9 protein-coding genes are annotated in these 15,744 nt (G+C 53.4%); 4 read left to right on the top strand and 5 right to left on the bottom strand.

The features are described 5' to 3' along the window. The first annotated feature begins 114 nt into the window (after positions 1 to 114). Positions 115 to 336 (top strand): hypothetical protein, encoded by a 222-nt coding sequence (locus tag ACW73I_RS11050; RefSeq protein WP_458029386.1) that lies wholly within the window; start codon positions 115 to 117, stop codon positions 334 to 336. Between the two features lie 111 nt (positions 337 to 447). On the opposite strand, the gene ACW73I_RS11045 is transcribed toward ACW73I_RS11050, so the two are convergent. Genes ACW73I_RS11045 through ACW73I_RS11030 form a run of 4 tightly spaced genes read right to left on the bottom strand, consistent with a single transcriptional unit; the run spans position 448 to position 6,899 of the window. Then, positions 448 to 2,814, bottom strand: coding sequence for a tetratricopeptide repeat protein (locus tag ACW73I_RS11045; RefSeq protein ID WP_458029385.1), 2,367 nt, complete (start codon positions 2,812 to 2,814; stop codon positions 448 to 450). A 3-nt stretch (positions 2,815 to 2,817) separates the two neighbouring features. Then, positions 2,818 to 3,759: a transporter gene (locus ACW73I_RS11040; RefSeq protein ID WP_458029384.1), complete on the bottom strand. Its 942-nt coding sequence runs from the start codon at positions 3,757 to 3,759 to the stop codon at positions 2,818 to 2,820. 39 nt (positions 3,760 to 3,798) lie between these two features. Further along, the gene (locus ACW73I_RS11035; protein ID WP_458029383.1) at positions 3,799 to 4,458 is read right to left on the bottom strand and encodes a TMEM175 family protein; all 660 of its coding nucleotides are present in this window, start codon (positions 4,456 to 4,458) and stop codon (positions 3,799 to 3,801) included. A 44-nt stretch (positions 4,459 to 4,502) separates the two neighbouring features. Then, entirely contained in the window at positions 4,503 to 6,899 is a 2,397-nt protein-coding gene (locus tag ACW73I_RS11030) for a fatty acid cis/trans isomerase (RefSeq protein ID WP_458029382.1), read from the bottom strand. Positions 6,900 to 7,443: 544 nt separating this feature from the next. Here ACW73I_RS11030 and ACW73I_RS11025 point away from each other — a divergent pair. The 3 genes from ACW73I_RS11025 to ACW73I_RS11015 all read left to right on the top strand — a co-directional run bounded on the left by ACW73I_RS11025 (position 7,444) and on the right by ACW73I_RS11015 (position 14,141). Next, a complete protein-coding gene (locus ACW73I_RS11025; RefSeq protein ID WP_458029381.1) occupies positions 7,444 to 10,365 on the top strand; it encodes a DUF1254 domain-containing protein in 2,922 nt (973 codons plus the stop codon). Positions 10,366 to 10,394: 29 nt separating this feature from the next. Beyond that, on the top strand, positions 10,395 to 12,023 hold the full coding sequence (locus ACW73I_RS11020; RefSeq protein ID WP_458029380.1) for a hypothetical protein: 1,629 nt from the start codon (positions 10,395 to 10,397) through the stop codon (positions 12,021 to 12,023). A gap of 333 nt (positions 12,024 to 12,356) precedes the next feature. After that, positions 12,357 to 14,141, top strand: a complete 1,785-nt coding sequence (locus tag ACW73I_RS11015; RefSeq protein WP_458029379.1) for a mechanosensitive ion channel family protein — start codon at positions 12,357 to 12,359, stop codon at positions 14,139 to 14,141. Between the two features lie 176 nt (positions 14,142 to 14,317). Here the strand turns inward: ACW73I_RS11015 and ACW73I_RS11010 are convergent, their stop codons facing one another. Next, complete coding sequence (locus tag ACW73I_RS11010; protein WP_458029377.1) at positions 14,318 to 15,733, bottom strand: carbohydrate porin; 1,416 nt, start codon at positions 15,731 to 15,733, stop codon at positions 14,318 to 14,320. Positions 15,734 to 15,744: the final 11 nt, after the last annotated feature.

The following is a 15,744-nucleotide window of genomic DNA, read 5'->3' as shown; positions in this document are numbered from 1 at the left end:
CTGAGGAAGCATGGCTTGTTGTTTGTTTTTGGTTCATTTTTTTCTCATTAACCGGAGTTGAAACGACGATGATGGAGTATTCGCAGTCGGCAAAAATATTATGGATGATACTGCTTGGCAGCCAATCTACCTCGCAGGCAATATCAAGGCCGGGCCGGTGACTTTGGTTTGGCCGGCCTGCAGATCGAACAATTGCGTCAGCAGCATGAAAGTCGATTTGGATTGTATATCGTTGTCCTCGATCTAAAACCGATTGCCGCGATAAGAAACCGCCAAATCAGCTTCTGCCGGCATCTCGACAAAATCCGACACCAAGATGCCATTTTGTTTATTTGATTTGACGGGTCTAACATTTCGGGCCTCGAAGCTTGGAAGGTTGACAATCACATTTTACGAAAAGCGTTAGGATTTTTATACGTCATGGCCGCCTGACGCGGCAAAACCAGCTTACTTGGCTCGTTCCAGTTCAGCTATAAGCTGCTTGATATGAGCATCATCCGGCAAAGCCTCGCCGGCTTTGTAAGCGTATGCCAATGCCGATTTGAAATCGCCCGCCTCGCGCTGCATAGAGATCAATGCACTGAGAATATCCAGGTCGTAGGGCCGGCGCCGGTTGGCTCGCGCCAGCACGGCAATGCCCTCTTTCGCTTTACCGGCCGAATGTAACGCGACGCCGTAGACGTAAGCATAGCGAACATTATCCGGCGCAAGTTTGACTGCTGATTCCAGTTCGGTCAACGCTCCCGGCATATCCGCTTTGCGCACTAATAACAAACCCAAAGCATGGTGTAAATCCGCCGCATCCGCTACGTTTTCCAATCCCGTGCGTAATTGTTTTTCGGCTTCGTCTTCGCGGCCTTGCCGGCGGTAAAGGTCGGCCAGATTGATATAAGCCCCGACAAATTTAGCATCCAGTTTCAGCGCGCGCCGACAGGCGGCGAACGCGGCATCGACTTTGCCTTGACGCCGATAAAGGTTGCCAAGGTTGACATTGGATGCAGGCCAATCCAAATCTTGATTCAGGGTATTGATGTAGGCTTTCAATGCCGCATGAAACGGACCGCGTTTTTCTTCGGGCAATTGATCTTCCGGCACATCGGCCAAAATACGCGCAGCCTCTATCCGTACACCGAGCGCTGAATCATTCAGCAACTGCGAGGCCAGCAATACCCTATTGATGGGATCGAGAGGTTCTATCAAACCCAAGGCAGCGATGCGGACCGAAGGATCGGCGTCATGTAATTGCTCACGCGCCATAAGCATCAGTTTCGGTTGCATCATTGGCGCGATTAAGGTCAAAGCGCTAGCACGCACTATCGCCGGACTGCTCGCATCCTGAGCCAGTGCCATTAGCGATGGCAATGCCTTGATTCCTTGAGTAGCCCCTGCATGTAAAACGGTGCCGTAATGCGGACGATCGCGCCAATCGCTGCCATACCACTTATCCATCTCAGTAGCTGCCCATTCGTGTTTGCGGTCTTGGTGACATTGCGTGCAAGCATTCGGGCTGCCCAAATCGATAGACAAATCCGGCCTCGGTAAACGGAAGCTATGATCATGACGACCATCGATGACCATGTAATTCTGTTTCGGCGCGTGACATTCCATACATTGTCCTCCCTTCGATTCCGGCTTATGGAAATGGTGATTTTCGCTATCGAATACTTCGGCATTATGACAACGGGTACACAAAGCGTTGCCTTCGGCTCGCAATTTAAGGGCATGCGGTTCATGACAATCCGTGCAGGTCACCCCTTTCTGGAACATCTTGCTTTGCTTGAATGATCCCCAGGTGTAGTCCTCATCGCGCTGCTGGCCGTCGGCGTAGTAAGTTGGTTCGATCAATAATGCGGGGCGATGAGTCGCTTCCAAGGCCAATCCTGGCGGGGCGCCTTCGACCAAGGTCGAACGGCGGGCATGGCAGGCCCAACAAGTATTCATCAACTGATCGGCTGCCGGTTTATCCCGTTGCGCGAACTTCGCTCGGCTTTCCGGAAACGACCAAGCCGTTTGCCAGCGGCTATCCAAATTTACAACGAATCCTTTATGAGCATGGTCTCCGTCCCGCTGCCGCGCGTGTTTTGCCCATTCCAAATGTTGCGAAGCAGGACCATGACAGGCTTCGCAAGCGACGTTCAACTCGTTGAAACTGGTGTTGTAACTATCCTTAGCCGCATCGTAATTCTTTTTCAAATGTGTCGAATGGCATTCCGCGCATTGCAAATTCCAGTTTTGATAACGCCCGGTCCAGTGTAATTGATCGGTATGATCGATCTTTTCGTTGGGATAGATGGGAAACCAGTGCTGCCCCCCTTCCGACTCCGGACGGCTATCCCACGCAATACCCAAAGCTTGATAACGGCCTCCGGGAAATTCGATCAAATATTGCTGCAACGGAGTGACCCCAAACGTGTATTTGATCGGATAAACTTGCAGTTTGCCGTCCGGGCCATCGGTACGAACATAAAACCGGCCGTCACGCTTGAAAAAAATACTTTCAACGCCGTTATATTGGAAAGTGGAATTATCAAAATCGCCGAGCACGCTGCCTTCCTTAGCTAACTGCATGGCAAGCGCATGATGGGATTTGTTCCACGCTTGGTATTCAGGCTGATGACATTCCTTGCAAGCAGTCGCGCCGACATAGGTTTTAGGGAATAAACCTGCAGCATTGTCCGAGTTGGACTTTTTTGCGATAGCAAGCGGCGGCGAGTCGGCAGGTAGAAAAATTAGGGTAGAAACGCCAACAAGCACGCTGAATCCGAATGCAAAAAAAATAATCCGGCGAAGATTACTTTTTTTGTGCTGACGCATGAATTAAAACCCGCCGCCGAAACGGTATTGCCACAGAATACCGGCCGAATCGAAATCGGTGCCGACGCGCGTGACGACGCCCTTGCTAAAGTAAAGTTTGATTGAATTAGACCGGGTTACAGGTAGTGCAAGGGTCGCCCCTATGCGTGAATTCTCTTGACGATCGCTATCTTCGATACCGTTTACCGAGGTTTGTCCTCCGGTATAGTAATTGGCGTCCACTGCTAACCAAATACCGTAATCAAAGCTGTATATGATATGTCCTTGCACCGAATACATAGGCTTCTGGGCGCGAATGTTATCGCCGAAAAACTGGTCGTTATCGGTAAAAAACCGAACCCCGCCATCCAGTTCCAGCGTTAACCGCCCCATTCGTTTGGAAATACCGATTTCGGGCTTAATCGACCATCGGTTGGTGCCGATATTGAGCAGCTTGGTAGCATCGTATTGCCCGCCCGGCGCAGTCACATTAAGGCTGGCGCCTAAAATAATATCCTGCTGGTAATTGGCGAAATCTTTCAAGGACAGAGCCGGCGCTCCCAACAAATTGATCGAGAAGCGCATTTTTGGGTCGGCGAAGCCGGAAATCGCCCTATCATGAAATTCACCCAAGGCAGTAGCGCTGCCGTCGGCCCACGCGTAGGGCAGCACGACGTCGAACTTGGCCGACTTTCCGAAGATGCCCAAAGAGCGCGCATAGGCAAAGAGAACCGAATCTACTCTAACTTCGGCATTTTCGACCGGTAAAGAAGGATCGATGGCCACCCCTCCGCCGGTATAACCGTAACCGGCAACCAAAAAATTAAGCCCGACGGGCGTATTGGCATACGCGCGCGGCTCAATGTCTTGCGCCCTTGCGGAACAGGCGAACGCCATCATTGCCGCGAGTATGCAGACGAACGCAACTAAGCGCCGGAATGAAATTGAAACATTTCCAAGGCGCATACCCTACCGACTATCCTAATGATTTATGAATACCGGGGGTCATTCTCCGCTGGAATCGGAGTCCGACCAGCGTTGATCGATCACGGGATGAGATAAATAGTACAGCGGCACGCTCAGGAAAAACAGCGTACTCAGATGCATGTTCACGTACGAAAGGGCGATCGCTAAAAGACTGACGAGAATGGGGCTCACTATCATTCTTTTAGTAACCATCTTGTCCAAAGATTCGCTGATTTCCCAATTAAGCAGTTTCGGGTGCATAACGGCATATTTCCAGATGCTGATCAGCGTCAAGCCAATCACGATTTGCTCCGAGCCAAACAATAAGGTTATCAACGGCTCGTGAGGATAAGTGCCTTTAAGCTCGGTAACAAAAGGTATCAAGGTAATTGGAAATAGGAACAACATATTGAGCCAAGTCAGCATGCGGCTGCCCTCTTGAAAGTAGCGCATGATCGCGGTGTGCTGCAACCAATACGTACCGGCCAGCCAAAAACTGATGCCGTAAAGCACCAAATCAAAACCGATACGCCGCAGAAATCCTATGAGTCCTTGCTCGTTAAAATGATGATCGGTCGGTACGTCTATCCCCAAAACCAGTAAGGTCGCGACAATTGCGAATACGCCATCCACCAGCGCCTTGCAGCGGTCGAGACTAAATGCACCGGTCGTTCGGTTTAAAAACAAATTTTTTAACATAGTTTATCTCTCGAGCCTGTTGATGCGCCATTAACTAACATGGCTCATAGGTTTTCATAGCGGTTCATATCGAATAGCCCCGCTCTTAACCCTCTGAGCCTCCGATGTTCTTGATTAAACCAATCCAAATGCTGCCAAATATCCGGATTGGCGCGCCTTATACCGAATCCGCCGTACAACTGATCCAGACCGGTTTCGGTCCGCGCGTTCCGAATGGCATGGATAAAGTCATCAAGCTGATTCTTTTCGACCAAAAACGAAAAATTAGGATAGCTACCGACGAAACCCGGAACGACCGTAATCCCATCCTGTTCCGGCAAGCGCCGGGAGCCTTCGGACAGCATTTTCGAGATATTGCTGTAGGCTTTGTCAATCAGCAAGGTGTATACCATATCGCCCTCGGCATCGCCCATTTTAACCCGCAGCAATGACATTTCCGGCAACGCGCCCAACTCCAGGCCTTTCAATTTGGCAAGTTCACGCATTTTGCCGTCTACTTCCTGCCGGGCCGGACTTGCATTTGGCCTTGCGCAGGTAAGTTGTTTACAGCGGTTAATGCTATCCGGCTGGCCGGCGGCGTTTCCCAAGCGCTGAATGATCTGTTCGAAAAACTCTTTTTTATAATCCGTCGTTTGATACTTAACCTGCGTTTCATGCCCTATGCTGAACAAGGCATCCGCGGCACGGAAACTGCTCATCCCTTGATACCAACTGCGGTAAATCGATTCGCGTTGGGAAGCCGGCATGAAGCGCAAAAAAGTAGCCTCGGCATCCTGCCGCAAGATATCCATGTAGGTACGGCTGGCGATCTGATGGCCGGCCGTTCCGAACACATTGAAACCGGCAACCAATAAATAATGCAGGCGTTCGAATATCGGATAATCGATCACCCAACCGGTCAAAGGGAAGTCTCCGATTAGGCCTTGCACGACCGTGGCGCTATCGAAATGCCGAAAGACGGTCAGCGTCGCATTTTGATTATCGCCATCGCCGTCCCAGACATTCTCCAGCCCAAGACCTTGATCCTTGGATAAATTTGCGTTGAAAAATTCCTCTTTCTTCAGCAAATATTGTTTGCCATAGTCATCGTATTTAGTCCAGCCGAACAAGCCGATTTCATCGGCCTCTTCGCCGGGCAAGCCTAACAGCTGATTATTTTCGGCTAAAGCCTTGGCAACTCGTTCCGGATAAAACTTATTGGGCGCGAAAAACACTACCCAGAATTGGTCCCTGATGCTCTCAGTGGCAATTTCGCCGCGACAGACCGGGCCTTTGATGAATCCTGAGACGAAATACTCGGCATCATCAAGCAGGAACCGATATCTGGAACCTAAGGGTAATGCCATGAACGCTTTGAATGGATTGGCCGCCACCTCAGGCGCATAGGAAGGAAGCGAAGCAACATCATAATCTTTTTGGAAAAAAAGCTCATCATAGCGCTGCATTTTCTGATCACTTAACTCATATACGAAATGGGTTTTATCGACAATGGTTTCAGTAAGCGGACGTAAACGGTAATAAAACCTATCCGTACCCGGGTCTTCGTAAGGTCGTACCGTATTGATTTCAGCTATCGGTTGACCCGGAGGGGTGCTAGAGCGCACTAAACGGAAAAACTCCTCATCGGGATGACCCTTGAAATGCAGATGACCGATAAACAGATGCTCATAGACATAACGAAACACCAACTTCTGTTTTAGAGTAGTACCGTTGAGATAACGCTCCCATTTGGCGACTTCGGCAACAGTTTGATCCGACAAAGGAGATGGCGGCTCGACCATAGCTCCCTGCTGCAACCATTGCAATAAAGTGTATTCTTCTTTTAGCGACAAACCGGGCATCGCATATGGCATACCCCAGTGCGGATGCTCCTGCTGATATTTTGGAAATTCTTCTACCGTGGGGCATTGCAAAGTACGGTCCGAATCGAGGTCGAACCCCTTATCCAATTTTCCGGAAGATGGTAGCGGATTAAAGCGCTTTAATTGGATCAGTTTGGCCAAAACTGAATTATCCAGATTAGCTACTTCCGATTCGCTACGTTCATTCAAGACCGGATAAAAATCTTTTTTTCGCCACCCCTCGGTATCGACCGCATCGATAAACAGCCGAGTCGGATCGGCCGGTTTCAGACGAGCAAAGTCATAGACCAATCTTTTAGTTGCGCCTCTGTCGATACCGTCGATCGAGCCCAACTTCAGCTGGCAAGGCGCATCGTAGCAACCATGGCAAACCACGCAGCGCGAATCCAGTATGGGCTTCACATCGTTGTAAAAAGAAACCTTATGTTGATGCCGGCTTAAAATCGCTTCTACTTGGGTTTGACGGCGCTGCTTCGGAACGGAAGGCCCGTAAAGCCTTTCAAAATCGGGAGATTCATAAATGATCGCCGCGCAGCCGGTCAGCACGAGAAAAATCAGAAAAAAACTGTATTTTGACATCCTTTACCGGCTACCGTAAGTTTTAGGTACGCTGTAGTTCGTATTACTGATTGTTGGCCAATAACTTGAAACGCCCCTTCAATTCCAATGGTGTTTGCAAAGTGAATCAATCCATGTAAAGACGGTAAAACAGGTATTTGTCATGTCAATAATGCAAATTTGGAGTTTTAAGACGGCCAAGCGTCTTCTGGAATATTTAGCATTGCGAATACCTTTCTGATTACGTTTCTTGAGATCGGACCAGTAGCGCCACGAACTCGACTTGCCTTCGCCGCATGCCGGATCATTATTTAACCAAGTCACAAAAAAAGCAACCGAGACAGGCTCCGTGTAAAATAGAATCAGTCCTATTGCTAAGCCGTCCTGAATAACGCCGTTAGCGCCGTTTTGCTTTATTGCCGAGATGACGCAAGCGCCGCCATGTCGTTTGCAGGGTTGATAAGCGCGGCGAATCGTTTAGGTTTTTCCGGCCTGAAAAATTCTTGATTTCGAAAAAAATGAATGCACAATGGAGGATAAAATCGTGCCCAAGAGCTCAAATAGCATGCCAAAATTCCGCAACGAAAGCGCAAGCGGAAGACATGCGGTTCCGCGCCGAAAACCCGCCGTCTCTTATGCGGCAATTGCTCTGCTATGTTGTTTTTCCGTCACTGCGGCAACGCAGCCGACCGCAGTTCCGCCGGAATCGGCGGAACTGAAACAAATCGCGGAGGAAGCCTTTCTCTACGGTTTTCCGATGCTGGTTGGGTACAAGGCCATGCATGCCTTCAATGTCGATCGTGACTCGGGGCAATACAAGGCGCCTTTCAATCAAATCGCCAACGAGGCGCGGGTATTCACCCCGCAGGATACCGCCGTCAGCACGCCCAACAGCGATACGCCTTACTCGATGGCGCAACTGGATCTGCGCGCGGAGCCGATGGTGCTGTGCATGCCTGAAATCGACAAGGAGCGGTATTACGACGTACAACTAGTCGATCTCTATACTTTCAATTACGGCTACATAGGCAGCCGCGCCACCGGCAACGGCGCCGGATGTTTTATGGTCACGGGCCCCGATTGGCAAGGACAAACGCCGCCGGGCATCGTAAAAGCATTTCACAGCGAAACACAGTTCAGCTTTGTGATCTACCGTACCCAGTTGTTCAACCCCGAGGACATGGACAACGTCAAAAAAATCCAAGCCGAATACCGCTTGCAGCCGCTGTCCGCATTTCTCGGCCAGCCCGCGCCGCCCGCCGCGCCGGCGGTCGACTGGCCGCCGTTCAGCCGCGAGGCCTTTAGCAGCCGCTTTACCGAATATCTAAGCTTCCTGCTGCAATTCTGTCCAACCGCCGGTCCGGCCGCAGTGGAAGAATCGTTGCGGACTCGGTTCGCCAAAATAGGCATTAGCGCGAATGGCGCATCCGGCCAAAAGGAACTGCCTCCCGAATTGCAAGCCGCGCTCAATGACGGCGTCAAAGCGGCTTTCGCCAAAATCGAACAAACCGCCGAACACGTCGGCACCGTGGTAAACGGCTGGCAAATCGGTTCGGCAGCCGGCAGCCGCGAGTTCTACAACGGCAACTGGGCACTGCGCGCCGCGGCGGCCAAACTGGGAATCTACGGCAACAGCCGGGAAGAAGCGGTTTATCCGTTCACCATTCGCGACGCGAACGGCATCACTCTGGACGGCAGCAAGCATGCCTACCGCATGACTTTCGCGCCGGGACAACTGCCGCCGGTGAACGCGTTTTGGTCCATCACCATGTACGACGGCCGCACGCAATTGTTGATCGATAATCCGCTGAAGCGCTACCTGATCAATTCGCCGATGCTGTCCTCGCTGCAGAAGAATCCCGATGGCTCCTTGACCATATACATACAGAAAGACTCGCCCGGCAAGGCCAAGGAAACCAACTGGCTGCCGGCGCCGAACGGCCCCATGTTCATAGTCATGCGCCTGTACTGGCCGAAAACGACGACGCCTTCGATCTTTCCTCTCGGCAAGGGAAGCTGGCAACCGCCGGCCGTACAACCTGTCGCCAACCTGAACGCACAAGGCGGCACCCGGTTCGGCGACAAGTCGCTGGAAAACATCGTGCGCACCGATCAACGCTACGGCCACGACGCGCTGTTCCAAGGGCCGCGCGGCTGGGCCTACTGGAACCATCTGGAGTATCCCAAGCCGATCCAGAACCCCAACCTGTGGCCGGACACGCAATCGACCTATTTCATAGGCCGCCTGGCCATGCCGGCCGGCAGCAGCCTGACCCTGAATTACACTTACCCCCATGCGCGTTATTTCCAGTTCGCGCTTTACAAGGCCGAACACGGCACCTTCGTATCCACCGGCGAGGCGCTGGCCGGCCCCGAAATTGAACCGGAGCGCGGTTCCGTGAACCCGTTCCGGGTCGGCGCCGACCGGCTGGCGGAAAAACGCGATTTTAAATTGCATATCATAGCCGCCAACCCGCCGGCCGACTCGAAACGGCGCGCGAAGAACACGCTTTATGCCGGGAAAGACGGCGGCGAACTGCAATTCGTCAACCGCATCTATCTGGCCGACCAAGGCTGGGACGGGGCCGGCTGGGGCCCTGCGGACACATCCTGGCCCGGTCGAGGCCTGCCGACTTATACCGGCAAACTCGCCAACGGCAAGAAGCTTTCCGCCGAGGAGGTAGTCAAGCGCTTCGGCAGACCGATCGAAGGAGCCACCAAGCAGCCGATAACGGCCGAACAGTGGCACGAGCTGACTCAGGCGAAAAACAACGATCCGTCGCTGGACCCCGCGACCGCCCCGGCGCGCAAGGAACCTAAATGGGAGAAATACTGGAATATAAAGTACTCGATACTCGGCGCCTTTAAGACGCCGGATGCGCGCGCCAAAATTCCTTATGCCGGCGCTATGGACGGCGGCGGCGATCCGACCACGCAATACCTGTTTTTACACTTGTCGCGCCGGTTCGGCCCGGTCTATGTGATGCGCGGCAAAATGCCGGCCTTCCCCAACACCTACGCCGGCTTCGGCGGTAGAGGCCTGGAAACGACGCCCGAAGCTCAAACCCAGTATTGGTCGCTGGTCAGTTGCGAAGCGGCGCCTTCCGGCCAGATCGTCGACGGTTTGACCGACATGCAGGTACCGTTGGATACCGACGGATACTATACGATTGTATACAGCCGCAAGGAAGACCGGCCGGCGAACGCGACTGCCGACAACGGCGTCGCTTGGATCGAATGGAGCGCGCGCGGCGAGGGCGTCGACGGCCCGCACAACCGCAGCGATTTCGGCATGTTGATGATGCGCATCATGGCGACCAACCCGGACTGGCAAGAACGGCCCGACAATATTAGCGAACCGGGAATGGAGGAAGCGGTGATGGGCCCGTATTATCCGCGCGGCTATTACACCACGAAGGCGGAGTTCGAGGCGACCGGAGCGAAAGCCCTACCCAGCCTCTCGCGGCCCGACAGTAACACTCAATAGAAATGTCTTATCCCCGTCTAGGAAACGCAATGCATAAGAAAACTACTATCAAACTAGCGGCAGTCGCGCTTATCGTCCTGCTGGCCGTGATTTTTTATCGTTTACTGTGGAGTGCGGCCCAGCCCAAGATTGAGCAGCACGTCGCCGAGTTCGGCCTGACACCTAACGAAGTCGCGGCGCACGGCCCCCTGCCCGGCGACGTCGCTCTTTATGCCCAGGAATTAGCCTGCGCCGAAAAACTGCCCACTCCCGGCTATTATTCGTCGCTGAACGCTGCCGAGATTGCCGATGCGCATCGCAGCGGCCTTTTCCCCTGCGCGACGTTCGGCGGTGCGTTCGACGCCCCGAACCGCGTGCTGGCCTGGCGTAGCGCCGACGACTACCAAGGCGTGTCTTACATCAATAACCGCAAACCCGGCGAACTGTACCTCGTCGGCGGCGAATTTCCGACCCTGGCGGACCCGAATCCGGCGGGACCTTTCGTCGCCAAGGCGGACGCGACCACCGGCAAGGAGATCTGGCGCACCTATCTGGACAACCCGAACGCATCGGGCCGCTGGATCGGTAACGCCAACTTGAACATTCTGGACAACGGCAAAATCGTGTTCGCCTGGTCCAACCAAATCGTGCTGCTCGATGCCGACAGCGGCGCAATTTTGAAACATAACACGCTGCCTTCCGGCGCCGCACCCGTCGAAGACGTCAATTTCAAGCACCTGACCGTCGCGCCCGACCGCACCCTGATCGTCAAGGACCAAACGCGGCCGACCGGCTGCAAACTGCAAGGCACGATGGCGATCATCAAATGCGGCATGCAAGGCATGAAGCAGCCCAATTCGCAGCTGGTCGCAGTCGATCCCGACACGCTCGAAGTGCTGGACGACATTCCGCTGCCGGAACCCTCCAGCGTGCCGCATGCGATTACGATGTTCGAAGGAAAAATCGCCATTTATCTGGGCATGAACGCCAGTGCCCGCCGCGCTTTCTGGGATCCGGCAGCGAAAAAACTGACGCTGGACGAGACTTGGGTAATCCAACCCATGCAAGAAGGCCAAACGACCGCTACGGCGCCGAGTCTGATCGGCGAATGGGTGGGATTCCAGCTTAACGGCATGGGCAGCGAAACGGTCGCGTCCAGCGTGGTGGTCGCCCATCAGAAGGATGCTAAACGCATGCAAATCATTTCCCCGTTCGGCCCGCTCAAGAAAGGCGAGTGGAGTTTTTGTCCGCCCAAGGCGGGCGCCGACCCCGAGAACGGCATGATCTATTCGGCCGACATGGGCATAGGTAAAGTGGCCGGCATCAAACTCGACCAGGCAAGCGGCGAACTCAAAACGGTGTTCGTGCTGGACGACATGACCACCACGTTCCAACCTCTGATCGGGCCGAAGGACAAACGCGTATTGCTGTTGACCAATATGAAACCGAACGCGCCCCACGAACCGATCAAAGCCGCGCTGTTTACCGAAAACTATAAAGAACAGCTGACCTGGCGCGACGCGGCGACCGGCCGGCTGTTGGCCGCCAGCGACTTTTTCCCGCCGCTGTCGATAAACGGCCTGACCCCGCCGGGCTTCGGCGGCCGGATCTATTTCCCGACCGCCGTCGGCAAAGGCTTTTACGTATTGCAGGTACTGCCGGCGAACGAAGCGCAATAAGCGCTTCAATTCGGCGCGGTTAGGACTCGAAAGACTCCACGGCTCTATTGCAAATTCGGCAGGGCGGCCTCTGACCGCCCCTCTCGAAACCGTGTTCCGGTCGGACACATCCGCCTGGCGCATCAAGCCTGTACTAAAGTCTTCGAGCCCGGCGCGTCAACATTGGTTTTTTATTTTCCAACCCGAACGCGGTCTCGACTCAAAGTCTGCTTTCGTGCTACAAACCCGGTTGTTTCGTTTGCAAGCCGGAGCCGATAAATGCGTCGGTCCGGCTTTGATAATGCCTGCACTTGATATCATCATGACCAAAACTCAAACTACAAAAATGATGCCATGACCGTAAATGCCCAGCGTAAAGTGTTTTTTTATCTGCCACGCTTCCCGGCAATATTGATATTGCTATGCGGCTTGCAGATTTCCAGCTTAACCGCCGTTGCGGATGAAATAAATCCACTCAAACCGATAGACACATCCAGCCCCAGAAGCACGCTGCAGGGTTTCCTCGATTTCATGAATCAGAGTTACGTGGCGAGACAGCAACTACTAAGCTCGTATCTGGCATCCTCGCAGCTTTACCTGTCGCCCGAGGAAATAGCGGTCGTACAATCGACTATGGATCGCCTGATAGCCGCCGAACGGGCATTGAACTTCAGCGAGTTGCCTCCGGCCATGTTAAACGAGTCCTCCCGGCGGCTCACGATGCAATTGAAAGAGATTCTCGACCGAATGGATATGCCGCCTCTTGAATCGGTTCCGGACGCCAAAACCATGGCGGATACCGAGCTGAAACGTTGGACTTTGCCAAATTCCGAGATTCGAATTGCAAGAGTCGAACACGGGCCCAGAGCCGGCGAGTATCTGTTTAGCCCGGAAACGATTCAAAGACTGCCCGAGTTCTACCTCAAGGTCAAAGATCTCCCCTACAAACCAAACGCTTCCCCCGGCCTATACGATTTTTTCACCTATACCCCAGCCGGCCTCGCCTTAGCCTTGCGTGGCGTGGTTCCGCCGCGCTGGTTGCTGAATCCGCCCCGCTGGGCGTGCGCCACTTTTCTGGACCAGCCGCTATGGCGCTGGTTCGGGATCGCCGTGTTGCTGAGCGTCGGCTTTGCCATCATCCTGGTATGTTTCCGCCTGAGCCGCCGTTTGTCCAAACGCAAGGGATTTCTGGGCCGAAGCTCGCATTTGCTAAGACCGCTCAGCCTGGTAATCGTAACACCGGTGACGGCATTCATTCTTGCCGAGGTACTGCGAATCTCAGGAGTGGTTTACGAAGTAGCAACGCGATCGCTGTGGTCGGTGTTTTTTCTGTCCCTTACTTGGACCGTGTGGGTTGCCGGCGGGGTTGTGGCGGAAAGCGTAATCGCGGGCGAAAAACTCCACAAAGGCAGCATCGACAGCCAGCTGATCCGACTGACCTTGCGGCTACTGACCACAGTGGCCGCGATCGCCATTCTAATATCGGGAGCGGACAGCCTCGGCTTACCGGCCTACTCGGTACTCGCCGGCCTCGGGGTCGGCGGCTTGGCCGTCGCCCTGGGCGCGCAACAAACCCTGGCCAATTTGCTCGGCTCGCTGATCATCATGTTTGAGAAGCCTTTCGCCGTCGGTCATTGGGTAAAGGTGGAAGACATCGAGGGCACCGTCGAAAATGTCGGCTTCCGCAGCACGCGCATCCGCACTTTCTACAATTCGCTGGTGACTATTCCAAGCAGCCAAGTGGTCAATAGCACCGTCGACAACATGGGATTGCGCGCCTATCGGCGAGTAAAAACCGTTCTTAACCTTACCTATGACACGCCGAGCGGAAAAATTCAAGCGTTTGCCGGGGGCATTAGGGAAATCATCCTGAACCATCCCAAAACCTACAAAGACAATATACAAGTCGTGTTTCACGACTTCGGTGCGCATAGCTTGGATATTTTGGTGTACTTCTTTCTGCGCGTCCCCGACTGGACGGCCGAACTCGCCGAGCGCCAAGGGATATTGCTGGAGATTCTGGACTTGGCCGAAAGGATGAATGTGCAGTTCGCATTCCCGACCCGGACCCTGCACATCGAGAGCCTGCCCGGACGGAACGCGGCGGACGTGGAAACTCCGGAGGAAGCGCATCTTTAAGAGCGCCGGCTATCGAACTAAGCTCTGACGCTTTTGGTTTATCTACGACCCTAGCCAAGCAGGAACAGACATCGGGTGACACGACCGTTTTCACCGTCCCTGATGGATAACCGTGGTTATATCCTTGCTTGGCTACCCCGTGTTATTCCCTTAAACTCGACTCGCCCGCCGCATGATTAGAACAATATATTCATGCGCAAGCTTGCTTCCACCGATGTATCGATATTCTTTAACCCACCGGTATCATTCAAGGTTTTGTTCAAAGCCGAATTGACGATTTGCAAATCGGGGCTAATATTCAACCACGGCGTGAGTTGAGCGGTATAGTATAGTTCCACCGCGTCTTCCACCTGCATGCCGATATCCAGTTTCTCGCGCATAAAAGTCAGAAATTGACTGCTGAATTGGGTGCGGGCCCAACCAACTCCGAATGAATCGTTCGGCCGGCTTGAAATAAGGCCTTTACCGCTAACCCCCATAATATAACTATATTGAACGGGATTGGGATTGCCGTCGGTCGCGCCAAAACTGAAAAACATACCAAACCCTTGGTTCGAATCGCCACCCTCGGGTTGCCACAGGTATTGATCGAAACTATAAATGACGGCCCAGGTACTGTTCTTTTTCTTCGCGGGCTGAACCGGCTCTAACAGGTCGGGAAAAAATTTGGCCAAAATGCGTTCGAGTATCGGACCGGGATTCCCCAAACGCGGATAGCGTTCCTTCAACAGCCCGTTTGCAATGTTACTTGGGTCCTGATCCAAGGCAAAGCGCACCTTATCGCTCCAGACTCCACTGATAGCTTGATGGCCAAGCAAACCGAACGGTTTGATGTTTATTTTCGCCGCCGTCAGTACGGTAGTACCGTCGTCGAATGCTTTGCTGATATCGTTATCCGTTGGGGTTCCGTTGGCATCCAACGCCAAGGCCGCCACCATGATATCTTCGGTTGGCAATAGAAGAACCCCACCGCCATAGGCCGACATCGGCACCGCCAGGTAGGCCATGGAAAAGTTCAGGCCCGAATTCATGAACTGCGTGCGGTAATTACCGTAAAACTCGGTAGGGGTAAAATCGAATAGATTCATTTTTCCCATCATCAAGCCGAATTTCGGACTCAAGAACTGAGTCAGCGAGGCTCCCATCAACGCGCTCGCCGGCTCGTCGAATTCCGGATATAAATAGGCCACATTCGTAGGCACAACCGCCGCAGCGTCGTCGTATAAGGAATTCCCAAAGGTGGAAACGCCCTGAAATTTGAAAAAACCGCCGGGCCACAGCCCCATTTTATCGGTATCCAGATTCAACGAATAATCGACGTTACCCCAAAATTCCGCCCCCGTTTTGTTGCCGCCGGTCACCACGCCGCCGGGCAACAAAAACATATCGGCATCCAGCACCACGCCTTTTTTACCCAGCTCGTCGCGAACGCCGCCCCAATCACCGCTCGCACGGGGCCGCGATTCCCAGTCGCCGCCCCAGGTCGGAGGCACTTCAACCGGTCCCAGCGCATTAGCTCCATTCGCAGTCAACAGCATTAAAGCGCTTACGAATCCAATGTGAAACTTCTTTTCCATCTTTGTTATGTTCATTTCTTAAATTG

Source organism: Methylomonas sp. MgM2, assembly GCF_054172045.1.
The sequence above is the reverse complement of the archived record's forward strand: the minus strand, read 5'-3'. Positions and strand labels throughout refer to the sequence as shown.

Bases quoted from the DNA above. Each gene is read 5' to 3' on its own strand.
- ACW73I_RS11035 (WP_458029383.1), bottom strand. From the start codon at position 4,458: ATGTTAAAAAATTTGTTTTTAAACCGAACGACCGGTGCATTTAGTCTC.
- ACW73I_RS11025 (WP_458029381.1), top strand. From the start codon at position 7,444: ATGCCAAAATTCCGCAACGAAAGCGCAAGCGGAAGACATGCGGTTCCG.
- ACW73I_RS11010 (WP_458029377.1), bottom strand. From the start codon at position 15,733: ATGAACATAACAAAGATGGAAAAGAAGTTTCACATTGGATTCGTAAGC.
- ACW73I_RS11040 (WP_458029384.1), bottom strand. From the start codon at position 3,759: ATGCGCCTTGGAAATGTTTCAATTTCATTCCGGCGCTTAGTTGCGTTC.
- ACW73I_RS11045 (WP_458029385.1), bottom strand. From the start codon at position 2,814: ATGCGTCAGCACAAAAAAAGTAATCTTCGCCGGATTATTTTTTTTGCA.
- ACW73I_RS11030 (WP_458029382.1), bottom strand. From the start codon at position 6,899: ATGTCAAAATACAGTTTTTTTCTGATTTTTCTCGTGCTGACCGGCTGC.
- ACW73I_RS11020 (WP_458029380.1), top strand. From the start codon at position 10,395: ATGCATAAGAAAACTACTATCAAACTAGCGGCAGTCGCGCTTATCGTC.
- ACW73I_RS11015 (WP_458029379.1), top strand. From the start codon at position 12,357: ATGACCGTAAATGCCCAGCGTAAAGTGTTTTTTTATCTGCCACGCTTC.